Below are 25,728 nucleotides of genomic sequence, written 5' to 3'. Positions count from 1 at the left end.
GAATGCGATACGGTTGCGGGGGGCTTCAGTCTTCATGGTCTTTGTCCTGATAAATTCTGACTGCAATCTACGGCACCAAGCAGCCAACCGGTAGACGGGATTTCGCATGGCTGCCGTGCAGCTGTGCATGGCTGTCGAAGCGAGGAGCGAACTGTTCCGCTGGCGCGCCCGATAGTCTAGGTTCGAACGTCAAACCCGGATCCCGCGATGCAGCTTCCCATCAAAGCCATATTGGTCTTCCACGCCGCCGCGCGTGCCGGCAGCATCGCGCGGGCGGCCGAAGAGCTGAGCGTGACGCCCTCGGCCGTCAGCCAGCAGATTCAGGTGCTCGAAGTCCAGCTCGGCGTGGCCCTCCTGACGAAGGCCGGCCGCGGTATTGCACTAACGGAGGCCGGCGAGCGCTATTTTTCGATGATATCGGGGCAGATGGAGAGCATAGAGCAGGCAACCGCAACTCTTCGCGGCTTCCGCTCGGTGACCACGCTGACGGTCCGCGCGACGCCGACGCTCTCCAACAAATGGCTCCTGCCGCGGCTCGGGCATTTTCTCGACCGTCATCCGGATCTCGAACTCCGCCTCGACGGCACGAACGAGCCGACGGACTTCAATCAGGAGCTGGTCGATATCGAGCTGCGTCATGGCGACGGGCGATGGCCGGGCCTTTATGTGGAGAGCATTGCCGAGGAGCAGTTCTATCCTGTGTGCTCGCCGGACTACGCCGCCGCAAACAGCCTCCGGCCGGAGGAGGTTCTGGGGCATCGACTGATCCACTCGGTGAAGTCGCAGGCGCAATGGAACAGCTGGTTTCCGCTGGCGGGCGTCACACCGGAGGAACGCTGGCCGCGTGTCCTCTTCGATCGTAGTCATATGGCGATCGATGCCGCCGTTCGTGGCATGGGTATCGCGCTCGAAAGCACCCTGATGATGGATGAGGAACTGCAACGCGGCCGCCTCATCTGCCCCGTCATCTCACCGCCGGAAGTCCGCATCTCCACTCAGTGGATCGTCTGCCCGCGCGACCACCTCCGGCAGAAGAAGGTTCGCCTGTTCCTCGAATGGCTGCGCACCGAACGCGACATCTGGCAGGCTGCCTACCCCTCAGGCGCGATACCGCGCTGAGAGGGCCTCGTCCAACAACCAGACACAAGCCTTGTCCGTCAGGGCCTCCGGCGACAAGGCGATATCCAGTCGCAGGGCATCCTCGTCGGCCCGCGGCGTCTCCAGTATCTCCAGCTGGCTTGCCAGCAGCGAGGCGGTGGCGAAGTGATCGCGACGGGCCTGCAACCGCTGAAGGATCAGCACGGCCGTTCCCTCCAAAGATATGAAGCGAGCGCTTCCGAGACGTGCGCGCAGAAGGTCGCGATAGGTCCGTTTCAGCGCCGAACAGGCGATGATCACAGGCTGGTCGTCGGGCGTTAGCGCCCGGTCGCAGACGGCGTCAAGCCAGGGCATCCGCTGTTCGTCGGTAAGCGGTACACCGTTGCGCATTTGCGCAACGGCTTCGGGCGCATGCATCTCGTCCGCCTCGACGAAGCGGCAGCCGAGCCGGCTGGCGATCCGCCTGCCGATCTCGGACTTGCCCGTGCCCGCCGTCCCCATGACGATAACGAAGCCGGCGGGAGAGGACGATGCCGTCATCTCAGTACATGCCCAGCAGGCGGATGGGGCCGAGCGTGAGGATGGGGAAGAGGACGAGCGCGAAGATGGCGAGCGTCAGCACCGCCATCGGCGCCAGCGATCCTCTGATCACATCCTCGACCCTCATGTTGGCGACCTGCGCGGCGGCAAAAAGGCAGACGCCGACCGGGGGCGTGACGAGGCCGAGGGTGAGCGTCATCACGGTGACGATGAGAAAGTGGATCGGGTCGATGCCGATCGCCTGCACCGGCGGCATCAGCACGGGAATGAGGATGAACATGGCCGGAATGGCTTCCATGAAGATGCCGATGATCAGGAGGAAGACGAAGATGACCAGCATGCCGGACAGCGGACCCAGGTTCATGGCCTGCAGCAGCTCGGCAACCTTGTCCGGCAAGCCGTCATAGGTGAAGACCCAGGCGGCGATCTGCGAGGTCGCGGCGATAAACAGGATGGTGCCGGAAATGCGCGCCGTGGAGATGAGGATTTCCGGGAGTTCGCGAACCGGCAGCGTGCGGTAGACGAGAACCCCGAGCACCCCGACATAGACGACGGCGATAGCTGCCGCTTCGGTCGGCGTGAAAAGACCGCTGGCGATGCCGATGATGAGAATGAGCGGCGTCAGCATGGGCAGGATGGCGCTGATGCCCGTGACCATGACCATGCGCAGATTGAACGGTGATGGCGGATTGTAGCCGTAATAGACCGAGTAGAAATGGTTGAACACCATGAAGGCAAGCGCGATGAACAGGCCGGGGACCAGTCCCGCGACCAGCAGCGTGCCGATCGAGACATTGGCGATCGAGCCGGCGATGACGACGAGGATCGAGGGCGGGATGATGGAGGACAGCGTCGCAGTGCAGAGCGTCATGCCGACCGCATAGCCCTTGGGAAAGCCGTGCCGTTCCATCGCCTTGATCTCGATCGCGCCGACCGAGGCGATGTCGGCAACGGAAGAGCCGGAAACACCGGAAAAGATGACCGACGAGATGACGTTGACATGGCCGAGGCCGCCCGGCAGCCAGCCGACCATGGCTTCGGCAAAATCGAAGATGCGCTCGGCCACCCGGCCGCGCTCCATCACGGTTCCCACCAGAATGAACAGGGGCACGGCCACCAGCAGGAACGAGTTCATCGAGGAGAACATCGTCTGCGACAGAAGATCGAGCGGCATGGAGGTAAAAAGCGTGAGTGTAGCGACGCTGGCGAGCGCGAGCGCCACCGCGAGCGGAATGCCGAGCATGCTCAGGCCGAAGAAGGCGACAAGAAGAAAGACCGACATGGCATCAATATCCTGACGTGATGGACACGTCGGCATGGGCGATTTCGCCGGCCGGAAGTCCGAGTTCGGGAAGGGCGATGAGGTCGCGCCGATGTCGCAGCGAGTCGAAAATGGCGAGGATGGCGATCACCGCCGACACCGGCATTACCATGCCGATCAGCCACATGGGGATTGGCACTGTCGCCGCGGTCTCGTTCATCATGATCTGCTGGCGCATCAGCGTGAAGCCCGTCCAGCCCATGAGGCCGAAGAAGAAGACCGACGATCCGACATAGATCGGAACGGCCAGCCTCTGGAAGAAGCGCCGGCCCATCACGAGAAAGACGACGACACGGGCGCTTTCCACCGTGCGGAAACCGGCCGCAAGCCCGAGAAAAACCATCCAGATGAACAGGAAGCGCGTCGCCTCCTCCGTCCAGGGGAGCGGGTGGCCCGCAAGGCGGCCGATGACCTGCAGCAGGACGACGATGAGAATGCCGGCACAGGCGATACCAGCCGCGACATCGGCGACGAGGCGAACGAATGTACCCAACAACGAGCTAAGGGGAGCGCGCATGCGAAAGCCCTTTCGAATGAGTGCGGTGCAACGAAAAAGGACCGGCACCATGCCATGGCGGCATGGTGCCGTCGTGACCTCAGTTCGTGGTGACGAAGGCGCGCGTGCGGTCGAAGAAGGCTTTGTCTTTGACGAGCGCTGCGAACTTTTCCTCGAGGCCGGCGGCGACATCGACGAAGGCCTTGCGCTGCGCGTCGGTCAGCTCGTTGACCTGCATGCCATTGGTCTTAAGCGTCGCGACGGATTTCTCGATGTCGGCCGCATCATTTGCCGCCTTCCAGGTTTCCGTCTCCTTGGCGGCGTCCGTCAGCGCCGTCTTGAAGGCGTCGCTGAGGCTTTCGTAGCGGGCGGGATTCATGCCCAGCACCCAGGCATCGGCGATGTGATTGCTGATCGTCGCATAGGTCTGCACTTCATAAAGCTTGGCGCTCACCGGTACGTTGATCGGGTTTTCCTGCCCGTCGACCACCTTCAGCTGCAGCGCGTTGTAGACCTCGGCAAAAGCCATCGGTGTCGGGGCAGCCCCCATTGCGCCGAAGAATTCGACCCAGAGCGGATTGTTCGGTACGCGCAGCTTCAGGCCCTTGAGGTCGGCCGGAGAGGTGATCGGAAGCTTCGAATTGGTGATCTGGCGCAGCGGCCGCGACCAGAGATCGACGCCCTTGATGCCGATCTTGCTGAGGTCGGCCTCCAGTTCCTGGCCGTTCTCGCTGTCGAGATAGGCCCGCAGCTGCTCGATGTCGCGGAACTGGTAGGGAATGGCGATCGCCGTGAACTTCGGATTGAAGGTCGCGTAGAGCGAGGTCGAGTTCAACAGCATGTCGAGCGAGCCGCCGGCCAGCTGCTTGACGCCCGCTGCGGGATCGCCGCCATAGAGCGTGCCGTTCGGGAAGACCTTGATCGTCAGCTCGCCATTGGTTTTGGTCGAGACGATCTCGGCGAACTTCTTGGCGGCGAGCGTGATCTCGGACGTGTCCGGATCGGGCGTCGACAGGGTCAAGGTCTCCGCCTGCGCGATGGTTGCTGTGAGCATTGTTGCGGCGGCCAGCAGGCTGCGGATCGTAAAGTGTCTCATTTCATTCCTCCCAGAAGTGACGTTAGATTCTTGTCAGGCGGTACCGTCCCCGCCCGAATTCATGCGTTGCAGTTCGAGAATGACAGCGCTGTGATCGAGATCACCGTCGCCATGATCCACCATAGCCTGGAACAAACGATCAACCTCCTCGCTGATCGGCAGTCTGAGGCCGTGATGTCGGGCAAAACCGAGGGCCGTCGATGTATCCTTCACCTGATACTTCGCCGGTCCGCCGGGCTCGAAATTGCGCTCCACCATGCGCAAACCGTGCTGTCGAAATACGGTGGAGTCTGCAAAGCCTCCGAGGAGCGCCTCGCGGACCTTTGCCGGATCGGCGCCGCCGCGCTCGGCAAGGGTCAGCGCTTCCGCCACGGCACAGATGGTCGACGCGACGATCAGCTGGTTGGCGAGCTTCGTCAGTGCGCCGCTGCCGGCAGGCCCCACATGGGTCACGCGCCCGAGAGGGGCAAAGACCGGTGCGAGACGTTCGACCACCTCGGCCCGTCCGCCGGCCATGATCGCAAGCGTGCCGTCCTTGGCACCCTTCTCGCCGCCCGAGACCGGGGCGTCGAGACAGTCGATGTCTCGTTTTGCCGCAGCCTCACCCAGCGCGACCGCGGTCTCGACCGGAATGGAACTCATGACGAGGAGGACCGAACCCGGACGCATGGCCGCGATCACGCCGCCCTCGCCGTCAAGCACCGCCTCGCAGACCGGGCCGGAGCTCAGCATGCAAAGAACCACATCCGCCTGCCGGACGGCATCCTGCGCGTTGGCGGCCGTCTCGACGCCGAGCCCTTTCAGGCCCTGCGCCTTGTCGGACGTCCGGTTCCAGGCGGTGACCCCATAGCCCGCTTCCGCCAGCCGCCCCGCCATGGGGCCGCCCATGATGCCGGTGCCGATGACGGCGATGTTGCTGATGGCAGCGCCTGTCGTTGTCATGTTCCTGTCCTTCCCCGTTGAGGGATCTTGCGGCGTCTGGGAGCGGACCGGCCGTTCCCAGACGATAGGTGGTGGAAAGGCCTTGCGGAAGCGTTACCGATGCGTGTCGAAAGCGTTTCCGGCCATCTTCAGCCCCTACTCGGCGGCGAGCTTGGAAGGATGGAAGCTCTGTTCCATCTCCTGGCGCAGGCGCACGACATCAAGGTCGTTGACGATCTCGACATCGTCGAAGGACACAATCTGGTCTTTCTTGATCGGACGCTTCAGCTTCACGTTATGCGCAAGACCAATCGGCAGGGCCTTGAGGTCGAGGCTGCGGGCGGCCGGGATCGCATTGGCCCAGACGGCATAGCCGCCCTCGCCGTCCAGCATCTCGCCCGGCTGCATGTCCTTCTTCGCCGTCGCCACCGCATCGCCGCGGAATTCCTTGGAGCAACCGGTCGGCTCATTGCGCAGCACGGCGGAGAGAACGCTCACCGATGTTTCCAGACCGATGATATGGAAGGGGCGCCACATCGAGGCGTACCAGCCGGAGGGATCGGTCAGAAGGCCGTATTGCTTGAAGCAGGCGCGGGCATACTCATTGTGCGCCTTGAAGGTAACGAATACGCCGTAGCGGATGTTGTTGAACACCTCGCGGCCATCCGGCTCCTGGCTGGCGGCGATATCGACGAGGCCCGAGCGCGCCATGCGGCCGCCGTCGGATGTCGGGCGGAAAACGCGGGCCAGATCATGAAGCCCGGCGGGCGGGAATGCGAGGCCATCATCCGGGCAATCGAGGCCGGTGCCGTTGGCGACCGCTGCCATTTCGATGGCCGCCTTGGTGCCGTCGGTAAAGGAATTGTAGAGCTTGGGGTTGAGGTTGTCGGCCGCGACCTGTTCCTCGGTCCAGCCGAAGAGGCCCCAGACCGTATCCGGCGTCGAGTAGCGATAGCGCGGCTCGAAGTTCATGCCCTTGCCGGCCGAGGTCACCTCGAAGCCGGTGGCGCGAGCCCAGTCGACCAGCTCGCAGATCAGCGCCGGCTGGTCGCCATAGGCCATGGAATAGATCAGGCCTTTGGCCCGTGCCTTTTCGGCAAGGATCGGCCCGACCATGACGTCGGCTTCGACATTGACCATGACGACGTGCTTGTTGTGTTCGATGGCACCGAGCGCATGGCGCGTTCCGGCGATCGGATGGCCTGTCGCCTCGATGATGCACTCGATCTCGCCGCATTCGTAGAGCGCCTTGACGTCGTCGGTGACGAAGGTCGAGCCGGTCTTGATCGCATCGCCGCAGCTGGTGGCGGAGGTGCGCTCTTTCGGCCAGCCGACGCGGGCCATGGATTCCTTCGCCTTGCCGACATCCAGATCGACGACGCCGACGAGGTGCAGGCCCTGGATGCGCTGCGCCTGGGCCATGACCATCGATCCGAACTTGCCGGCGCCGATGAGCCCGACGCGCACCGGACGGCCATTGTCGGCACGAAGTTGAAGCAGTGAATAGAGATTCATTTCAAGATCCTCGGCTGGGGACAACTCGGTTGAAGAGAGACCGGCCGGAGACAGGGTCGGCAACAGACATACATTTGCGGCTCAGGCATGGTTGCCTGCCCGTCAAAACGGCGTCGATTGCGTATTTCGTCTCCTCCCAAAGAGCGCGGTCCTCTGTCCGCGCCCCTCTCAGCCGCCTCCCAAAGCGGCTTCTGAAATGACAATACGAGAGAAGAGGAGTTAGCTCCATTTAGAATAATCGGAGGAATGATTAGAATATCTACATTGTCGGAGGCCGCAAATTGCCGCCGGGATCACTACGGTCTCATTGCCGCACAACGCAAAATGCATGAGCGCGGGGCTTCCACCCCGCGCTCATGCAAATAGCCAAATCTGTCCGTGACCGTCTGAAACCCAAGGGACGCGGTCGCCCGTGTGCCCTTCGCGGCTATCTTCAGGCCGCGAACTGGTTCATCGTGTTGTGCGAGCCGCCGGCCTTCAGGGCGGCGTCGCCGGCGAAATATTCCTTGTGGTCGTCGCCAAGGTCGGAGCCGGCCATGTTCTGGTGCTTGACACAGGCGATGCCTTCCCGGATTTCCTTCCGCTGGACGCCCTTGACGTAGCCGAGCATGCCTGCATCGCCGAAGTATTCCTTCGCCAGATTGTCCGTCGACAGGGCTGCCGTGTGGTAGGTCGGCAGCGTGATCAGGTGGTGGAAGATGCCGGCGCGCTTTGCAGCATCGCGCTGGAACGTCCGGATCCACTCATCCGCTTCCTGGCCGAGCGGCGTCGCGTCGTAATCGACGCTCATCAGCCGGGCGCGATCATAGGCCGAAACGTCCTTGCCCTCCTTTGCCCAGGCGTCGAAGACCTGCTGGCGGAAGTTCAGCGTCCAGTTGAACGACGGCGAGTTGTTGTAGACGAGCTTCGCATTCGGAACGACCTCGCGAACGCGATCGACCATGCCGGCGATCTGCTCGATATGCGGCTTTTCCGTTTCGATCCACAACAGGTCGGCGCCGTTCTGGAGCGAGGTGATGCAATCGAGAACGCAGCGGTCCGCACCGGTGCCTTCGCGGAACTGGTAGAGGTTGGACGGCAGGCGCTTCGGGCGCATCAGCTTGCCGCCGCGGTTGATGATGACATCGCCATTGAGCGAACTGATGTCGGCGACTTCCTCGCAATCGAGAAAGGAATTGTAGAGGTCGCCGATATCGCCGGCTTCCGCGCTGACGGCGATCTGCTTGGTGAGGCCGGCACCGAGCGAGTCCGTGCGGGCGACGATGATGCCGTTGTCGATGCCCATTTCGAGGAAAGCGTAGCGGCAGGCGCGGATTTTCGCGATGAAGTCCTCGTGGGGAACCGTGACCTTGCCGTCCTGGTGACCGCACTGCTTTTCGTCGGAAACCTGGTTTTCGATCTGCAGCGCGCAGGCACCGGCCTCGATCATCTTCTTGGCCAGAAGATAGGTCGCCTCGGCATTGCCGAAGCCTGCGTCGATGTCGGCGATAACGGGAACGACATGCGTCTGATAGTTCTCGATCGCCTGCTGCAACTGCCGCTCCCGGGCGATGTCGCCGGCGGCGCGCGCCGCATCGATATCGCGGAACAGCATGCCGAGTTCGCGGGCATCGGCCTGACGCAGGAAGGTGTAAAGCTCCTCGATCAGCGCGGGAACGCTGGTCTTCTCGTGCATTGACTGGTCGGGCAGCGGGCCAAACTCGGAGCGCAGAGCCGCAACCATCCAGCCGGACAGGTAGAGGTACCGTCCCTTCGTGGTGCCGAAGTGCTTCTTGATCGAGATCATCTTCTGCTGGGCGATGAAGCCGTGCCAGCAGCCGAGCGACTGGGTGTAGTTGGCCGGATCGGCATCGTAGGCCGCCATGTCGCGGCGCATGATGTCGGCGGTATAGCGCGCAATGTCGAGACCCGTCTTGAAGCGGTTCTGCAGCCGCATGCGGGATACGGCTTCGGGGGTGACGCCGCTCCAGCTCGTATTGGCAGAAATCAGATCTTCGATCTTCCCGTAATCGGTCTTGTAAGCCATCAGAACACTCCTCAGTTTTGATGCAGCCTTGATATTCCGCATTTTCGGGATGCGTCAGAGACTTCGGTGTGCACTTGTCAAACCTTACAAATTTTGCTTGTAATGTTGTAAGGATGGAGAAATGGCATGTCGGACAAGCAGGGTGTGTATGTCGGCGCGCGCCTGAGACGGCTGCGGCGCAATCTCGGACTGACGCAATCCGACATGGCCGCAGACCTCGAGATCTCGGCCTCCTACATCGCGCTGATGGAGCGCAATCACCGGCCGGTGACGGCAGAGGTGCTGCTGCGGCTGGCGCGATCCTACAAAGTCGATATGGCGGATCTCGCCGGCGATGGCGGAGCCGATCACGCCGCGCGGTTGCAGACCGTCATGAAAGACCCGATCTTCGCTGATATCGACCTTGTCACCACCGAGATCTCGGAGGTGGCGAACGGCTTTCCGGGCTTCAGCGAGGCCTTGCTGCGGCTTTACACCGCCTATCGCGAGGAGCAGCTCGCCCTTGCTGAGCGCCTGCCCGACCAGGGCGCGCAAAGGCTGGAGACGGTCGAGCCGGTGGCCGCCACACGCCGCTTCCTCGCCGCGCGGCGAAACAGCTTTCCAACGCTCGACACCGTGGCCGAGAGACTGGCCGCAACCGTCAAGGACAAGGGCGGCATCGCCCAGTATCTGCTGGAGCGGCATGGCTTGCGCATCCGCCGCCTCCCCTCCTCCATCATGTCGGACTCGTTGCGTCGGCACGACCTGCACCACAAGCAGATCCTGCTCGACGAGTCCCTGGACATGGCAAGCCAGCAGTTTCAGCTCGCCCAGCAGCTTGCTTATCTCGAATTCGGCAAGGAGATCGCCGACGCCGTAGAGGAGGGCCATTTCCAGACGGAAACGAGCGCCCGGCTCGCGCGCCGGTCGCTCGCGAGCTACGGCGCGGCCGCGTTGCTGATGCCCTACAGCGCCTTTGCCAAGGCGGTGGAAACGCGGCGATACGATCTGGCCGCCCTGTCGCGCCAGTTCACCACCAGCTTCGAGCAAACGGCGCACAGGATGACGACGCTACAGAAGCCGGGACAGGAACGCGTGCCCTTCTTCTTCATCCGGCTGGATGCCGCCGGCAACGTGTCCAAGCGGCTGGATGGCGCGCATTTCCCTTTTTCCGCCTCGGGCGGCGGCTGTCCGCTGTGGAACGTCCATCAGGTCTTCCGCATGCCGGGTGAGATCGTCACTCAATGGCTCGAGTTTCCAGACGGGCAGCGCTTCTTCTCGATCGCCCGCACGGTCAGCGCCGGCGGCGGCGCTTACGGCGTCACGCGCGTCGACCGCGCGGTCGCGCTCGTCTGCGATGCGCAGCACGCCGATCGCCTGATCTACGTCCGCCCCGACAGCGACCGCACCCCGACCCTCGTCGGCATCGCCTGCCGCCTCTGCCAGCGCGCCACCTGCACCTCGCGCGCCGAACCCCCGATCGGCCGCCAGATCCTCATCGACGATTTCCGCCGGACGGCGGCACCTTTTGGCTTCGCGGATACTTGAGGAGAGGGCTGGAGCCCTCGGTTTGGCTGTCTTACATACGGACATGAAAACTGCCGCATCCGTTCGTGCCGTCATCGAGTGCCTCCGCGCGGACATTATGGAAATTGAGTCGATTGATGTCGGCTTCACAGAGGCACAAACGACAAAAAGGGTCCGTTGACCTAAAACGGAATGACCAACGCTGTTTCGTGCCGCCTCCATCTCTCAGCGCTCGGGGTCCGCCACGTCGGATTCTGCCTCATGGGCAGACATCGCGTCTTGACGATAGGTGAAGGTGCCATGGTCACGGACCTCTATGGCTGCTCGAATACGGCCGCAAGCTGCGCACCGTCGTCGCTTCGGCCCCGCCCGCCCTTGTCATGACCGGCATGTGTGTCGGTTCAAGCGGCCGCTTTGAGTGTGAAGTCAGCTTCGATCTCATCGTAGGGGACATGGACCTTACCGCTCTCGTCTTTCTCGACGAGACCCCATTCCATGAGAGCGGTCACGTCCTCATGGACGCGCTTGATATCCCTGTCGAGCGCGCGGGCAACAGCGCGGATGCTGGACGGACCGATCTTCTGCAACGCCTCGATCAGTGCCCAACGCTTGGGCGAGATCACGGAGAACAGTTGCGCGGGAGAGGCGAAGGTCAGAACGGCCACAGGGTCCTGTCGCTCGCCGCTTTTCCATGCCGTGACGAAGCGCTCTCCCATGGCCGCGATCGCGGTCAGATCGTCGTCATCCTGCCGGATCTGGATCACTGCACGGTTCATGGCTTCAACCTCCTTCTGACTTCGGTGAGAAAATCATCCCTCAGGCGATCGACGCTGACGAAAACATAAGGGTGCTCCACCCCATCGAGATGGCAATGATCACCCTTGCCCCGCTCATTGTCGTATCCGACGATACGCTCGCCATTTCTGCCGAAAAACAAACGGTACTTGTAGGAATGGCTGCTGGCCGGAACCGGATGAGGCACTTTCCAGATCACCATCTCAACGATCGCGCCGTCGCGAAGGAGGCGCTTTTCATGCAGGAGTTTTTCGGCCTTCATGATGTCTTTTACGCCAACACTAAGGTGTTGTCAAGCATGCCAGCGCTGGCAGATGAGCGGCGTCGATGAAGCTGCATATCCCGATGCGGGGCAGGCTTTGGTATCCGTTCGTCTATCATCCCTCGTTGTCGCGATCGCGATGGCTTCATCCACAAACACCGCGATGAACAACGCCGCCGGTCCGATCGAACATCAGAAAACGTATGAGCGCCGCACAGGCTCTGAACCGACCTGTCATCGATCTTTCGTCAAACGGTTGTCTGCCTGTCATCTCGAGGCGGCATACGCGCCTCGAAACAGGAGCGCATCATGTCGTCGCAAGCCATCGATCTTCGCAACATCAGAAAACGGTTCGGGCCGGACGAGGTCCTCAAGGGCATCGATCTTTCCATCCGGCCGGGCGAGTTTCTGTCGCTGGTTGGCATGTCGGGTTGCGGCAAGTCCACGCTGCTGAGAATCATTGCGGGCCTTGAAAGTCCGGATCAGGGGGCGGTCGCCATCGGCGGCGGCGAGGTGACGAATGTCGATCCAAGCGATCGCAACCTCGCCATGGTGTTCCAGTCCTACGCGCTCTACCCGCATATGAGCGTGCGGGAGAATATCGCCACGCCGCTGCGCATGCGCCGACTGCCCATGTCGGCGCGCCTGCCGGTGGTCGGCGGCCTGTTCGGCACGTCGAAGATCCGGAACGCCATCACGGAGGATGTCGAACGCGCAGCGGGTATGCTGCAGATCGGCCACCTCCTCGATCGCAAGCCGTCGCAGCTTTCCGGCGGTCAGCGCCAGCGGGTGGCCCTTGCCCGTGCCATCGTGCGCTCGCCCGCTGCCTTCCTCATGGACGAGCCGCTCTCCAACCTCGATGCCAAACTGCGCGCCCATATGCGCGAGGAACTCGTCGCGCTGCATCGCCGGCTCGGGGCGACCTTCGTCTACGTCACGCACGACCAGATCGAGGCGTTGACCATGTCGGACCGCATTGCGCTGATGTCGGAAGGGCGCATTGAGCAACTGGGGACGCCGGACGAACTCTATCGCCAGCCGGCAACCCTCACCGTCGCGCGCTTCATCGGCTCGCCGTCGATCAATCTGCTGCCGGTCGACGTCGATAGCGCGGGCGAGATTTCAGCTTACGGGCAGGCGCTCGGCCTGCGCACCAAGGGCGATACCGGCCCGGCCACGCTCGGCCTTCGCTCGGAAGATCTGTTCATTGCTACCGATGGCTTATCCCTGCATCAAGGTCTCGCCGTAAAGGTGCTGCGCAGCGAAACCCATGGCGCCGATCGCTACATGACCTGCCAGCTCCTCGCCGATCCCACCGTGCGCCTGACCGTGCGACAGACGGCAACGGCGAAACCGGGCGTTGCGTCCGATGGCACCGTCCACCTCGGCTTCCATGCGGAGCGGGCGCATCTGTTCGGCGCAAACGACCTGCGCCGGCCGCTTACCGTGCGCGAGCGGGTGCTGGCATGACGGCTGTTCCGACCAATATGACGTTGCCGGTCAAGCCCGGAGTCGCCTCGTCGAACAGCCGCGACCGCCGCATGATGCGCAACGGCCTGATGTTTTCCGCTCCGGCCGTGTTCCTGCTGCTGGCGATCTACATCCTGCCCATGCTGCTGCTCGCCGTCTTCTCCGTCACGGACTACCAGCTCGGCGCCCTGTCGATCCGCTTCATCGGGCTGGAGAACTTCATAAAGGCGTTCCACGACGCGGTCTTCCTGCGGGCGCTGTCCAACACCGTGCTCTATGCCGCCCTCGTCATTCCCTTCGGCGTGTTTCTCGCCCTCGGCGTCGCGCTCCTCGTCCATGGGACGAAGCGCAGTCGGGCCTTCTGGGAGGTGGCCTATTTCCTGCCGGTCACCGCAACGCTGGTGGCCATGGCGACCGTCTGGCAGTTTCTGCTCCACCCGTCGCTCGGGCCCGTCAACGCAGCGATCAAGTGGCTTGGTTTTGAACCCGTCAGCTTTCTGTCGAACCCGTCGCTGCTCATTCCGACCATGGCGCTCATCGGCATCTGGCAGGTGCTCGGCTTCAACATGGTCCTGTTCCTCGCCGGCCTCACAGCCATTTCAAAGGATCTTTACGAGGCGGCACGGCTCGATGGGGCCAAAAGCTCGCTCGACCGCTTCCTGACCGTGACATGGCCGATGCTCGGGCCGACGACGATGTTCGTCATCGTCACGACCTCGATCTCCGCCTTCAAGGTGTTCGAGACGGTGGCCGTGCTGACCAAGGGCCGGTCCGGCTCGGAGACGCTGCTGTTCGCTCTCTATCTCGAAGGGTTCGAATATTCGAACACCGGCTATGCCGCGGCGCTCACCCTCATCTTCCTTGCCATCGTGCTCGTCCTGTCCATCGGTCAGACGCTGCATCTCGACCGGAAGGTGCACTATTGATGACCGCTCTGCGCAAGCTGACCCCGCATGCTGTTCTGGCGCTTGGCGCCATCGTCATGCTGTTTCCCTTCTACTGGATGGTGCTGACCTCCATCCGCTCGCCGGCCGAGGTCTTCGACGTCTCGTTCTGGCCGATCCCCAAAAGCTTCGACGCGGTGGAGAACTATTCCCAGGCCGCCGGACAGGTGCCGATGGCCCGGTTCATGCTGAACGGCGTGATCGTCTGCCTCGGCATCCTCGTCATGCAGGTGCTGACCGCGGTGCCTGCCGCCTATGCGCTGGCCAAGCTGCGTTTTCCCGGCCGCCGCCTTCTCCTGTCGCTGGTCATCGCCGCCCTTTGCGTGCCCATCCAGGCGCTGGCCCTTCCGCTTTTCGTTGGCCTCGCCAAGGCCGACCTGCTCAACACCTATTTCGCGATGATGGCGCCGTTCTTCCTCTCGGTCTTTGCCATCTTTCTCTTTCATCAGTCCTTCCGCAGCTATCCGAACGAGATCATCGAGGCGGCACGGCTCGACGGCTTCTCGGAACTGGAGATCTGCTGGCGTCTCGTCCTGCGCGGCTCGCTGCCGTCGCTGGCCGCCTTCACGGTCTTCTCCCTCGTCGCGCACTGGAACGATCTCTACTGGCCAATGATCGTCGTGTCCGACACCAACCTCGCGCCGCCGCCGCTCGGCATGCTGTTTTTCGCCGATGTCGAGACCGGTGCCAATTACGGCGCGCTGATGGCCGGCGCCACCCTCATCACCGCCCCCATGCTGGTCTGCTTCCTCCTCGTCCGGCGGCACTTCATCGCGGGCATCACCATGACCGGCGTCAAGTGACGCGGCCCGAACCACCCCTCCCGAACCACTCGAACGACCACGTCCTTATGGAGACCTCAATGACCCTTACCCGACGCACCGCCATGCGCGGCCTCGTCTTCGGCCTTGCCATGGCAGGCCTCAGTTCGATGGCTTCTGCCAGCGACGAGATCACGCTCAACGTTCTCTACAACCTGCCCGGCTTCACGAAATTCCATCAGCCGCTGGCCGATACGTTCATGAAGAACAACCCGACGATCAAGATCAACTTCCTGGCGCCCGCCACCGGCTATAATGATGGCCAGCAGCAGGTGCTGCGCGCAGCGGTCACGGGCAATCTGCCAGACGTCTACTTCTCGGGCTACAACCTGACGGCAGAACTCGTCCACACGCTGGCGCCGCGCAACCAGATCACGGATCTCGGCCCGTTCATCGAAGCCGAGGGCGGCGCGGCCTTCCTCGACAAGAACTACAGCCCGAAGATGTCGGCGCTCGGCCAGGTGGACGGCAAGCAGTACGGCCTGCCGGTCAACGCCTCCTCGCCGATCATGTATGTGAATGCCGATCTGGTGCGCAAAGCCGGCGGCGATCCCGACAACATGCCGAAGACCTTCGAGGAGGTCATCGCGCTGGCTGCCAAGATCCACGCGCTCGACCCGAAGATCGCCGGCATGGGCTACGACATCAATGGCTGGCCGGACGACTGGCTGTGGCAGTCTCTGATCTTCCAGCAGGGCGGACAGCTCGTCGATCCCGCCACCAAGACGGTGGCTTTCGACAACGAGACCGGTCTCAATGCTCTGAAGCTCGCCCGTCGGTTCGTCACAGATGGTGGCCAGACGCTGCTCGACTGGGACCAGTCGCGCCAGCAGTTCGGTGCAGGCCTCACCGGCTTCATCTTCTCGACGCCAGCCCATGTGCAGACGATCGAGGGGCTGGTCGGCGACCGCTTCGAGCTGAAGACGGCAACCTTCCCGCTCGACAATGCGGAAAAGGGCGGCGTGCCCACGGGTGGCAACTCCGCCGTCATCCTTACGCAGGACAAGGCCCGGCAGGATGCGGCCTGGAAGTACCTGAAGTGGATCACCGGCCCGGAGGCGCAGAACCTCATCGTGCGCATCACCGGCTACCTGCCGACGAACAAACTCGCGACCGGTCCGGACTATCTCGCGCCCTATTATATCGAGCATCCGAACGTCAAGACGGCCTCGCTGCAGGCCGATCGCTCGCTGCCCTGGGCCGGTTATCCGGGCGGGGACTCCGTGCGGATCTGGCGCACTCAGCGTGACATCATCGGCACCGTCATGCGCGGCGACATCACGCCGGAAGAGGGCCTCAGCCAAATCGTCGCGCAGACCAACGGCCTGATGAACTGATCCGACACGCAGACACTGACGGCTGCGGAGCCTTGCCTCCGCAGCCGTTTCCTTTCCCGATAAGGCGCTTTTCCCATGAAAATCATCCAGCTGACCGACACACATCTGCTGCCTCCAGGCGCGACCGTCCATGGCGTCGATCCCGAGGCCCATCTGCGGGCCGCCGTCGCCGATATTCTGGAAAAACATAGAACTGCCGATCTCCTCGTTATCACCGGCGATCTCTGCAACGACGGCGATCCACAAGCCTATGCGCTGTTGCGCGATATCCTCCAGCCCTTCACCTGCGACATCCGCCTGCTGCTCGGCAATCACGACTCGCGCCCCGCCTTTACCGCTGCCTTCCCGGAGCAGCCGCGCGATGAAAACGGCTTCATCCAGTCCTGTCTCGACACCCCGTTCGGCCGCCTGCTCTTCCTCGACAGCCATGGGGCCGGCATCATCGGCGGCATCTACGACGAATCGCGGCTGACCTGGCTGGATGACGCTCTTGCCGGCGCCGGCGAGAGACCGGTCACCGTCTTCGTCCATCATCCGCCGGTCCATTCCGGAATCGCGCATTTCGAAAATATCGAGATGCATGACGACGGGCAGATGCTGCAACGGCTCGCTGCCCACCCCGCCGGCATCCGCCACATCGTCTTCGGTCATATCCATGTGCCGCTTTCCGGCTCCAGCGCGACCGGCATTGCCTATAGTTCGGGCCAGGCGTGCTCCCACAAGTTCATCACCGATATCGACGCGCCCGATCCGTTCTGGACCGCCGGCAATCCCTGCTACCGCATCATCCATATCGACGATAACGGCTTCCGCGCCTACGCGGCCGAGGTCGGCGAAACGCGGACGGGACGCACCGGTCCCTGCGAAGGACCGTGACGTAGGCAGATTTTCGGCCCGCCGCATTGCCGCCTGCCATTGATTGAGACGCGCATCCTCGTCCCAGCCGAGATCATAGACCAAAGGATTGGCTGGAGGCCGGCCCGGGTTTCTGGCTTGGGTAATCGCGGCGTCCGAGAAAGCAAGGACCGCATCGATGGCGACATAGTCGATGCCCGGAAGATTTGTCTGATCGCAACAGGAAGGCAGCATTGCCTTTGCCAAAGTTGGCAGCGGGCGACAGGCTAGAACTCCCTCGACTGTATCTCGACCAGACAGGGGTACGGGGCGGAAACGGATTGGGACTGATCTGTGTTTCGGGATTGAGAGATGCGTCTTCTAGAGTGACTATCGTGCGCCACTCTAGGTATGATCCGAAGAGGAAAGCCTTTCTAGGCGTTTAACGACATTCCTATCGGATGCCTCTTTGTACAGCGTGTTCCAGTCATCCGGCGGATGACCGTCGTCCAGCATTCCCTTGAAGACATTGTAGGCGTCTGTCTTCGAGTTATAGGTCCGCAAGGTATTCTCGTCATTGACCCACGCGAATATGATCACCTTGCTGGTACTCGAATATCGAAAAAAGAGTCGGAAGCGAGAGTTCCCGAATTTGGCGCGGAACCAATGCTTCCTGTTACCGCCAAGGGTCGATCCCTGCCGATAGACGGTGGCTGACGGATCTAATGGAATTGTAACCGTGACGAGCTGCACAAGAACCGCTAGCAGCTTGGCATTTGCTGTCGTTTGATAATCATCTGGTCGCTTTGCTTTGATTGCATCGACAGCCTCGATCAGCTTTTCCACCTGGTCGAGAAAAAGAGGGTGGGCGAGGATGCTCCATCCATTGATTGTCACCATATCAGATCGCGATATCGCCCTCGATCTCGGCATCGAGATCGACCGACATGCCTGCAGTCAGTGCGACGGCCCGATCGAGCAAGGCCTGCGGAAAGGAGACGACAGACGTCCCGGGATTGTTAGACATGTCATTCGCCAGGAAACCCAGGAAGCTCTCTATCACGGGGTCTGATGTTTGTTCAGGCTTGACCTTCTCAAGGTATACACGTCGATGCTCATCGACGGTAAACGCAATACGATCGCCAAGTTCAACGCCCAGCGCTTGCCGAACAGCCTTGGGAATGGTCGTTTGCCCCTTTACAGTAACGGTGCTTTCTTCTTTCAGCAATGCGCCCACGGCTCAGGCCTCCGGTTGAGTGGACATAAAGTAAGGATAATTCCTTACATGTCAAGGAATGGACGATATTGGGTCGGCGAGTATCTCGCCCGATCTCGGCGCCGGTGATAGCGAGCAGCCGGGTTTCACACTCGCGATGATGGCGCCGATCAGCGGGATGTTTCAGGCCAAGTTTGGTCGCCATGGCAATGTGCTCCGTTGGTGGCACAGGATCGACACGGAAAACAGCCAAACGAGGCAGGGCGCGTGCTGAAGGGACGGAAAGCTCGCTCCAGGCAACAGGCGCGACGATTGCCTGCAGCACCGTCGGCGTTCCCTGCACCGGGGCGCGACCGGCCGAACCCGGCTCGATATTTTCATGAAACTGTCATTCTTCGCAAACCAAACGTTCAGTCTCCCCTGCGATGGTCGGCACAGTTGTTGTCCTGGAGACCGCCGGTGAGTGCCCTTCTCGAAACGTTTTCGCCCCTTCATCTTGGACGTGACCAGATCGTCACCCTTTCCAAGCTCGTCATCGAGACCGCCTTGCAGCCGATCGTCGAGGCAACGACAGGGACATGCTTCGGCTACGAGTCCCTGATGCGGGGTTTCGATCGTCTCGGCTTTGCCTCGCCGCTGGCGCTCCTCGACCGCGCGCATGAGAATGGCGAGCTTCTGGCGCTGGAGCACATGGTCATCAGCCGCGCGCTCGCCGCCTTCGCCGCCCTGCCGGGCTTCCAGCAGCGCACCCTCTTCATCAATTTCGACACGCGGCTGATCGGCGCGCATGACGAGGCGATCCTCAACCGGCTCGACGGACACCTCAAACGCGTCGGCATTCCGCCCTCCAGCGTCTGCTTCGAGTTGTCCGAGAGACACGACAACGAGACGATCGCCGAGTTCGACACCTTACTCGACCGGTTGCGGCAGCACGGCTTCAAGCTGGCGATCGACGATTTCGGCGCCGGCTTCAGCGGCCTGAAGCTGCTGTCCCGCGCGGCCGTCGATTATGTTAAGATCGACCGCCACTTCGTGTCGCAGATCGAAAGCCTGCCGCGAAACCGGCAACTGGTGCGGCACATCGTGACGGTGGCGCACAAGCTCGGCGCGCGCGTCATCGCCGAGGGCGTGGAGACGGAGGCGGAGTTCCATGTCTGCCGCGATCTCGGCTGCGATCTGCTGCAGGGCTATTTCGTAGCGATGCCGACCGTCTGCCATGCGGACCTGAAAGCGAGCTATCCGCACCTCGCCCAGGCTGACGACACCAAGCGGCGGACGGCGTCGGCCGACAGCGTGCTCATCCGCAGGCAGGTCGAACACCTGCCGACCGTGCAGGAAAGCGCAAACCTCGACACGATCTTCGAGTTGTTCCGGACTTCACCGCAGCAGGCCTTCTTTCCCGTCCTGAACGCAAACGACGAGCCCCGCGGCGTCATCCACGAATATCACCTGAAGGAGATGATCTACCACCCGTTCGGGCGCGACCTCCTGCAAAACAAAGTCTACCAGCGACGCATCGCCAGTTTCGTCACACCGGCACCGGTTGCAGACGTCAACATGCCAGCCCATGAAATGCTAGACATTTTCGCCGGGGCGAACGGCAGCGATTGCCTGATCCTGACGGAAAACATGCGCTATGCCGGTGTCCTGTCCTCCGCCTCCCTTCTGCGCATCATCAGCGAGAAGCAGCTGAAATTCGCACGCGACCAGAACCCTTTGAGCGGGCTGCCCGGCAACCGTGCCATACGCGATCATGTGCACGAGGCCATGCTCGACGGCGACCGGACGCGCTTCTTCTGCTACTGCGATTTCGACAACTTCAAGCCGTTCAACGACAGTTACGGTTTTCACCGTGGCGACGCCGCCATCACGCTGTTCTCCGCACTACTGCGCCGCCACTTCATCGGCGACGGCGATTTCGTCGGGCATGTCGGTGGTGACGATTTCTTCGTCGGCCTTTCTGATCTGCCGCGGGCCGCGGTGGAGGACATGCTGACGCGGATGCTCTGCGCCTTCAAGGCCGGGGTGGAGGAGCTTTATTCGGAGGACGATCGCAACCGGGGCTTCATCATGGGCTACGGGCGCTCGGGCGTCGAGCAGGCCTACCCGCTGATGCGCTGCAGCGTCGGCGTGCTCACGCTGGAGAAGGGCACGATCCTGACGGACGTCAACGCCGTCACGACCCGTGTGGCGGAATTGAAGAGCTGCGCCAAGGCGAGCGGCACGGGGCTTGTGATGGACGGCCTGGTCTCGGGTGGGAGACCCTGAACCTCAGCCACGCGCGACGGCGAAGACGGTGCTGGCATCGCTGACGATCGAGACGTGATCATAGGCTGCCTTTCCGGCAGCGGTGGCGTCGGCGCGCAGGATGGCGGTGACGATCCGGTCGTGTTCCTCATAGGATTTCGAAAGCCGGCCTGAGAGGCGGAACTGCGCGTGGCGGAACGGGGCGAGCCTTGCGCGCGTCTGCGTCGCCAGTTCCAAAAGGTGATCGTTATGGGTGCCGCGATAGAGCCGGTTGTGGAATTCGGTGTTGTAGGCGGCATAGCCCTCAGGGACACCGGCGCGAACGAGCTGCATCGAAGCCCGGTGCTCGCGTTCGAGCGCATGGCGCTCGTCCGCGTCCATCCGCATTGCGGAAAGCCGGGCGCAGATGCCTTCGAGTTCCGCCATCGCCTCGAACATCGCGTGAAGATGGGCCTCCTCGACGTTCTTGACGATCGCGCTGCGGTTCGGCTCCCGGCCGACCAGCCCCATGGCGCCGAGTTCGCGCAGGGCCTCGCGCACCGGCGTCCGTGACACCTCGAAGCGGGCCGCCAGCGACAGCTCGTCCAGCCGCTCGCCGGGGACCATAATACCGCTAACGATCATGTCGGCGATTGCGCGCACCATCTGCTCGACGGTCGTTCCTGTACGGGTGACGGTCTTCCGTTTTGCCTGAGTCACGTTCGTCTCAATGTCAGTCTCATTATTGCATACAGATGACGGGCATCTCAGAGCATGTCAATCACCTGTTTAAGATATTGAAAAGATATACTTTAGTAGACGGCCCTCATCTAGGCCCGCGGATTTTGTGCATCTGGCAGCGCCTGAACGAAGCGACGATGGAAAAATAGGCAATTTAAAGTAAAACTGCATGCACTTTTATCATGCCGATTTGAGAGACAGGATGGCATCTAGTCTTTCCAATAGCTTAGGAAGTGGCACGGTCATTGCATACACTTTTATGTCCAACAGCCATTGGCCCAGCGCCGCACGGGGAACATGATGATGACCAACCGCTTTTCCATGAACCGCCGACAGTTTCTTCAAACCTCTGCCATCGGCCTTGCGGCAAGCGCCGTGCCGGGCCTGATGGGGTCAACCGCTTTCGCGCAGGAAGCGCTCACCGTCGGCTTCATCTATGTCGGCCCCAAGGATGACTACGGCTATAACCAGGCGCATGCCGAAGGTGCCGCCGTCATCAAGGCCATGCCGGGCATCACGCTCATCGAAGAGGAGAACGTACCCGAGACCGTCGATGTCCAGAAGACGATGGAATCGATGATCAATCTCGACGGCGCCTCGCTCATTTTCCCGACGTCCTTCGGCTATTTCGATCCCCATATGCTGGCCATGGCCGCCAAATATCCCGACACCCAGTTCCGCCATTGCGGCGGCCTGTGGCAGGAGGGCAAGCACCCCGCCAATACCGGGTCGTACTTCGGCTACATCCATCAGGGCCAGTATCTGAACGGCATCGCCGCCGGCCACGCCTCCAAGAGCAAGAAGATCGGCTTCGTGGCGGCCAAGCCGATCCCGCAGGTCCTGCAGAACGTCAACGCGTTCCTGCTCGGCGCCCGTTCCGTCGATCCCGCGATCACCTGCCAGGTCATCTTCACCGGCGAATGGTCGCTTGCCATCAAGGAAGCCGAGGCCACCAATGCCCTGGTCGATCAGGGCGTCGATGTCATCACCTGCCATGTCGACAGCCCGAAGGTGGTGGTCGAGACGGCCGCCGGTCGCGGCGCTTTCGTCTGCGGCTACCATGCCAACCAGAGCCCGCTTGCGCCCGAGAAGTACCTGACCGGCGCCGAATGGGCCTGGGGCAAGGTCTACACCGATTTCATCACCAAGGCCCAAGCCGGCGAGAAGCTCGGAAACTTCGTGCGTGGCGGCCTGAAGGACGGCTTCGTCAAGATGAGCCCGCTCGGGCCCGGTGTGCCGGAAGCAGGGCGCAAGGCGTTCGAGGCGGCGCATGCCGAGGCCATGACCGGCAAGCTCTCCGTGTTCAAGGGTCCGCTAAAGGACAACAAGGGCAATGCCGTGATCCCCGCCGACAAGGCCTATGCCGAGGACGCGATCGATCTGGAAAGCATGGCCTATCTCGTCGAGGGCGTGGTCGGCTCCACCTCCTGAACCCCCGGTATTCGGCTAACCGTTCCATGAGGGGAGACGCGTCATGTCCGTCGAAGTGAACAATCCTGCGCTGTCGCTGGAACCCGGCGGTGCCGCGTCTCTCCGCCCAGCTCTCGAATGGCTGGCGCGGTGGGCGGAGCCCGTCGTCATCGGCCTTGCGGCGATCGTCACCGGTCTGGCGCTGTTCTCGCTCTTCATCCTCGCGATCGGCAAGTCGCCGGTCGCCCTCTTCCAGATCATGTATACCGGTGGCTTCGGCAGCTGGTTCTCCATCCAGAACAGCCTGTCGCGGGCGGCTCCCCTCCTCCTCACGGCCCTTTGCGTGGCGCTGCCGGCACGGCTTGGCCTCGTCATCATCGGCGGCGAGGGCGCGCTGGTGCTCGGCGGCGTTGCTGCGGCGGCGATCGCCACGCCGCTGACCGGCATTCTGCCGCCCTATCCCACCCTCATCGGGATGGCGCTCGCCGCAATGGTCGTCGGGGGCGTGTGGATCGGTGCCGTCGGGTTCCTCCGCCATTATCGCGGGGTCAACGAGACGATTTCGTCGCTGCTGCTTTCCTACATTGCGATCGCACTGATGAACCAGCTCGTGGAGGGGCCGCTGCGAGATCCCGCGAGCCTCAACAAGCCGTCCACCTTCGCCCTGCCCGCCGACTATAGGATCGGCGCTATTCCGGGCATGGATGTCCATTGGGGACTCGTCATCGCCATTCTTGCCTGTGTCCTCTCCTATGTCCTGATCGAGGCGACACGCTTCGGCTTTGCCGCGCGCATGGCCGGGGGCAATGTCCGGGCGGCACAGATCCAGGGATTGCCGGTCGGCCGGCTGATCGTCGGTTTCACGGCCATCGCCGGCAGCTTTGCGGGGCTCGCCGGCATGCTCGAGGTCGCCGCCGTGCAGGGCAGCGCCAATGCGTCGCTGGCCGCCGGCTATGGCTATACCGGCATTCTCGTCGCCTTCCTCGCCCGGCACAATCCGCTGGCCATCATCCCCATCGCCATCCTGCTCGGTGGGCTGGAGGCCTCCGGCGGCCTGATCCAGCGGCGAATGGGGCTACCCGATGCCACGGTCGTCGCCCTGCAGGGCACGCTCTTCATCGTCATCCTCTTCTGCGAGACCTTCTACGGCCGCTTCAAGGTCTTCAATCCTGATCTTTGGAAAGGAAGCCGCGCATGAGCGAGACGGATATCGGTCTCTGGGGCGTGCCCCTCGCCATCATCGCCGGCGCCATCCGCGTCTCCACGCCCTTCATCTTCGTGTCCCTGGGCGAGGCCATCACCGAGCGTTCGGGGCGCATCAATCTCGGGCTGGAAGGCACGCTCGTCTTCGGCGCGATGACCGCCTATGCCGTGGCGGTGCTGACCGGCTCACCTTGGCTCGGCGTGCTTGCGGCCATGGCCGCGGGCTCCGTCTTTGGGCTCATCCACGGCTTCATCTGCCGCTTTCCCCGGGTCAACGACATCGCCATCGGCATCGCCATGATGCAGTTCGGGCTGGGCTTTGCCTTCTTCCTCGGCAAGCCCTTCATCCAGCCATCCGCACCGAAGCTGCCGTCCATTCCGCTCGGCAACTGGTCGTCCTATCCACAGGTGCAGGCGGCATTGAACATCAACGTGCTGTTCTTCATCGGCTTTCTGCTCGCGCTTTTTCTCGCCTGGGCGTTTAGGAACACGCGCCCGGGCCTCATCCTGCGTGTCGTCGGAGACTCCACCGATGCCGCCCGCGCGATGGGCGTCAATCCGGACCGCGTTCGACTTCTCGCAACAGCACTCGGCGGCGCACTTGCCGCTGTCGGCGGGGCCTATCTCTCGCTCTATTACCCCGGCTCGTGGAACGAGGGCATCTCGTCGGGCCAGGGCCTCATGGCGGTTGCGCTCGTCATCTTTGCCCGCTGGAACCCGATCAACTGCTTCCTCGCTGCTCTCCTCTTCGGCGGCACAGGCGCACTCGGGCCGGCGCTCCAGTCGGTGGGCGTGACACAAGGCTACTATCTCTTCTATGCGGCGCCCTACGTGCTGACGCTCGCCATCCTCATTGCCACATCCTCGCCCAATCGCGCGCTGTCCGGCGCACCGGGCGAGCTCTCCCTGACGAAATAAAGGAATTCGCGCATGAACGGTCTGGGTGGTCTCAACATATCGCAACACGGCGTCGGCATCGGTCTCGTGCAGCTGCAACTGCCTCTGACCGTGACGAAGGCGGACTTGGCCCGGCAGACGCAGCTGGTCGTCGATCTCGTGGCCAAGGCGCGGCGCAACCAGCCCGGCATGGACCTCGTGGTCTTCCCGGAATATGCCCTGCACGGCCTCTCCATGGACATCAACCCCGAGATTATGTGCGACCTCGACGGACCCGAGGTCGATGCCTTCAAGATGGCCTGCAGGGAGAACGCGATCTGGGGCTGCTTCTCGATCATGGAGCGGAATCCGGGTGGTATGCCGTATAATTCCGGCATCGTCATCGACGATCAGGGCGAACTGAAGCTCTATTACCGCAAGATGCACCCGTGGGTGCCCGTCGAGCCTTGGGAGCCGGGCGATCTCGGCATTCCCGTTATCGACGGGCCGAAGGGTGCCAAGCTCGCGCTCATCATCTGCCATGACGGCATGTTCCCGGAGATGGCGCGCGAATGCGCCTACAAGGGCGCCGAGATCATGATCCGCACGGCCGGCTATACCGCGCCGATCCGCGAATCCTGGCGCTTCACCAACCAGTCGAACGCCTTCTGCAACCTCATGGTCACCGCCAGCGTCTGCATGTGCGGCTCGGACGGCACGTTCGACAGCATGGGCGAAGGCATGATCTGCAATTTCGACGGCACGATCATCGCGCACGGCACGTCGGGGCGGGTCAACGAGATCATCACGGCGGAGGTGCGGCCGGATCTGGTGCGCGAGGCGCGGCTTGGCTGGGGCGTGGAAAACAACATCTACCAGCTCGGCCATCGCGGCTATGTCGCGGTCGCCGGCGGGGCCGGCGATGCACCCTACAGCTATATGCACGACCTTATCGCCGGCACCTACCGGCTGCCCTGGGAAGACGATGTCAAGGTGACTGACGGCACGCCCTGCGGCTTTGAAAAACCCACCCGGAAATACGGCGAGAGTGCCAAACTGGCTGCGGAATAGGAG

Annotated in this window: 24 protein-coding genes and 1 pseudogene; 12 read left to right on the top strand and 13 right to left on the bottom strand. The window is 62.5% G+C overall.

The genetic code is table 11. The features are described from left to right. Positions 1-207: 207 nt before the first annotated feature. The gene (locus G8E10_RS15290; protein ID WP_110802629.1) at positions 208-1,119 is read left to right on the top strand and encodes a LysR substrate-binding domain-containing protein; all 912 of its coding nucleotides are present in this window, start codon (positions 208-210) and stop codon (positions 1,117-1,119) included. Here G8E10_RS15290 and G8E10_RS15285 read toward each other — a convergent pair. The 7 genes from G8E10_RS15285 to G8E10_RS15255 form a co-directional block, all read right to left on the bottom strand. Continuing rightward, positions 1,099-1,638, bottom strand: coding sequence for a gluconokinase (locus G8E10_RS15285; RefSeq protein WP_207904048.1), 540 nt, complete (start codon positions 1,636-1,638; stop codon positions 1,099-1,101). The genes G8E10_RS15290 and G8E10_RS15285 overlap by 21 nt on opposite strands. 1 nt (position 1,639) lies before the next feature. Then, positions 1,640-2,920, bottom strand: coding sequence for a TRAP transporter large permease (locus G8E10_RS15280; protein WP_110802628.1), 1,281 nt, complete (start codon positions 2,918-2,920; stop codon positions 1,640-1,642). A gap of 4 nt (positions 2,921-2,924) precedes the next feature. Beyond that, the gene (locus tag G8E10_RS15275; RefSeq protein ID WP_110802627.1) at positions 2,925-3,476 is read right to left on the bottom strand and encodes a TRAP transporter small permease; all 552 of its coding nucleotides are present in this window, start codon (positions 3,474-3,476) and stop codon (positions 2,925-2,927) included. A 79-nt stretch (positions 3,477-3,555) separates the two neighbouring features. Further along, positions 3,556-4,551, bottom strand: coding sequence for a DctP family TRAP transporter solute-binding subunit (locus tag G8E10_RS15270; RefSeq protein ID WP_167129944.1), 996 nt, complete (start codon positions 4,549-4,551; stop codon positions 3,556-3,558). Positions 4,552-4,584: 33 nt separating this feature from the next. Further along, the gene (locus tag G8E10_RS15265; protein ID WP_167129943.1) at positions 4,585-5,493 is read right to left on the bottom strand and encodes an NAD(P)-dependent oxidoreductase; all 909 of its coding nucleotides are present in this window, start codon (positions 5,491-5,493) and stop codon (positions 4,585-4,587) included. A gap of 135 nt (positions 5,494-5,628) precedes the next feature. Further along, complete coding sequence (locus tag G8E10_RS15260) at positions 5,629-6,987, bottom strand: NAD(P)H-dependent oxidoreductase (RefSeq protein ID WP_110802621.1); 1,359 nt, start codon at positions 6,985-6,987, stop codon at positions 5,629-5,631. A gap of 433 nt (positions 6,988-7,420) precedes the next feature. After that, complete coding sequence (locus G8E10_RS15255; RefSeq protein WP_167129942.1) at positions 7,421-9,013, bottom strand: isocitrate lyase; 1,593 nt, start codon at positions 9,011-9,013, stop codon at positions 7,421-7,423. Between the two features lie 126 nt (positions 9,014-9,139). Here G8E10_RS15255 and G8E10_RS15250 point away from each other — a divergent pair, with 126 nt between their 5' ends. Further along, positions 9,140-10,540: a helix-turn-helix domain-containing protein gene (locus G8E10_RS15250; protein WP_167129941.1), complete on the top strand. Its 1,401-nt coding sequence runs from the start codon at positions 9,140-9,142 to the stop codon at positions 10,538-10,540. Between the two features lie 380 nt (positions 10,541-10,920). Here G8E10_RS15250 and G8E10_RS15245 read toward each other — a convergent pair whose 3' ends face one another. Then, the gene (locus G8E10_RS15245; RefSeq protein WP_207904049.1) at positions 10,921-11,295 is read right to left on the bottom strand and encodes an HVO_A0114 family putative DNA-binding protein; all 375 of its coding nucleotides are present in this window, start codon (positions 11,293-11,295) and stop codon (positions 10,921-10,923) included. Further along, entirely contained in the window at positions 11,292-11,576 is a 285-nt protein-coding gene (locus G8E10_RS15240) for a toxin-antitoxin system TumE family protein (protein ID WP_132665305.1), read from the bottom strand. Before G8E10_RS15240 ends, G8E10_RS15245 begins: the two co-directional genes overlap by 4 nt. A gap of 309 nt (positions 11,577-11,885) precedes the next feature. On the opposite strand from G8E10_RS15240, the gene G8E10_RS15235 reads away from it, so the two are divergent. The 5 genes from G8E10_RS15235 (at position 11,886) to G8E10_RS15215 (ending at position 17,024) form a co-directional block, all read left to right on the top strand. Then, positions 11,886-13,046, top strand: a complete 1,161-nt coding sequence (locus G8E10_RS15235; RefSeq protein ID WP_132665306.1) for an ABC transporter ATP-binding protein — start codon at positions 11,886-11,888, stop codon at positions 13,044-13,046. A 17-nt stretch (positions 13,047-13,063) separates the two neighbouring features. Next, entirely contained in the window at positions 13,064-13,972 is a 909-nt protein-coding gene (locus G8E10_RS15230; protein ID WP_422038851.1) for a carbohydrate ABC transporter permease, read from the top strand. Then, positions 13,972-14,793 carry a carbohydrate ABC transporter permease gene (locus G8E10_RS15225; RefSeq protein WP_132665308.1) on the top strand — a complete coding sequence of 274 codons (822 nt, stop codon included), beginning with the start codon at positions 13,972-13,974 and terminating at the stop codon, positions 14,791-14,793. The genes G8E10_RS15230 and G8E10_RS15225 overlap by 1 nt, the downstream gene beginning before the upstream one ends. A gap of 59 nt (positions 14,794-14,852) precedes the next feature. Then, positions 14,853-16,148 (top strand): ABC transporter substrate-binding protein, encoded by a 1,296-nt coding sequence (locus G8E10_RS15220; protein ID WP_167129940.1) that lies wholly within the window; start codon positions 14,853-14,855, stop codon positions 16,146-16,148. Between the two features lie 75 nt (positions 16,149-16,223). Continuing rightward, positions 16,224-17,024, top strand: coding sequence for a phosphodiesterase (locus G8E10_RS15215; RefSeq protein WP_132665310.1), 801 nt, complete (start codon positions 16,224-16,226; stop codon positions 17,022-17,024). Between the two features lie 3 nt (positions 17,025-17,027). Here G8E10_RS15215 and G8E10_RS26020 read toward each other — a convergent pair. The 3 genes and pseudogenes from G8E10_RS26020 to G8E10_RS15205 form a co-directional block, all read right to left on the bottom strand. Further along, positions 17,028-17,219 (bottom strand): annotated as a pseudogene (locus tag G8E10_RS26020) (RHE_PE00001 family protein); the annotation flags it as partial. Between the two features lie 168 nt (positions 17,220-17,387). Beyond that, positions 17,388-17,882, bottom strand: a complete 495-nt coding sequence (locus G8E10_RS15210; protein WP_132665311.1) for a type II toxin-antitoxin system YhaV family toxin — start codon at positions 17,880-17,882, stop codon at positions 17,388-17,390. 1 nt (position 17,883) lies between these two features. Then, entirely contained in the window at positions 17,884-18,219 is a 336-nt protein-coding gene (locus tag G8E10_RS15205; RefSeq protein ID WP_110808085.1) for a type II toxin-antitoxin system PrlF family antitoxin, read from the bottom strand. A 438-nt stretch (positions 18,220-18,657) separates the two neighbouring features. On the opposite strand from G8E10_RS15205, the gene G8E10_RS15200 reads away from it, so the two are divergent. Then, the gene (locus G8E10_RS15200) at positions 18,658-20,466 is read left to right on the top strand and encodes a bifunctional diguanylate cyclase/phosphodiesterase (RefSeq protein ID WP_110808084.1); all 1,809 of its coding nucleotides are present in this window, start codon (positions 18,658-18,660) and stop codon (positions 20,464-20,466) included. A 3-nt stretch (positions 20,467-20,469) separates the two neighbouring features. Here G8E10_RS15200 and G8E10_RS15195 read toward each other — a convergent pair whose 3' ends face one another. Beyond that, entirely contained in the window at positions 20,470-21,144 is a 675-nt protein-coding gene (locus G8E10_RS15195; protein WP_110808083.1) for a GntR family transcriptional regulator, read from the bottom strand. A gap of 324 nt (positions 21,145-21,468) precedes the next feature. Between G8E10_RS15195 and G8E10_RS15190 the strand changes: the two genes are divergently transcribed. Genes G8E10_RS15190 through G8E10_RS15175 form a run of 4 tightly spaced genes read left to right on the top strand, consistent with a single transcriptional unit; the run spans position 21,469 to position 25,725 of the window. Continuing rightward, positions 21,469-22,596 carry a BMP family ABC transporter substrate-binding protein gene (locus G8E10_RS15190; protein WP_110808082.1) on the top strand — a complete coding sequence of 376 codons (1,128 nt, stop codon included), beginning with the start codon at positions 21,469-21,471 and terminating at the stop codon, positions 22,594-22,596. Between the two features lie 43 nt (positions 22,597-22,639). After that, on the top strand, positions 22,640-23,773 hold the full coding sequence (locus tag G8E10_RS15185; protein WP_110808081.1) for an ABC transporter permease: 1,134 nt from the start codon (positions 22,640-22,642) through the stop codon (positions 23,771-23,773). Then, the gene (locus tag G8E10_RS15180) at positions 23,770-24,696 is read left to right on the top strand and encodes an ABC transporter permease (RefSeq protein WP_110808080.1); all 927 of its coding nucleotides are present in this window, start codon (positions 23,770-23,772) and stop codon (positions 24,694-24,696) included. The genes G8E10_RS15185 and G8E10_RS15180 overlap by 4 nt, the downstream gene beginning before the upstream one ends. Before the next feature lie 12 nt (positions 24,697-24,708). Next, positions 24,709-25,725, top strand: coding sequence for a formamidase (locus G8E10_RS15175; RefSeq protein WP_110808079.1), 1,017 nt, complete (start codon positions 24,709-24,711; stop codon positions 25,723-25,725). Positions 25,726-25,728: the final 3 nt, after the last annotated feature.

It is taken from the genome of Ferranicluibacter rubi (genome assembly GCF_011603255.1).
GTDB classification, from domain to species: Bacteria; Pseudomonadota; Alphaproteobacteria; order Rhizobiales; family Rhizobiaceae; genus Ferranicluibacter; species Ferranicluibacter rubi.
This window is presented reverse-complemented; position numbering and strand designations above follow the sequence as displayed.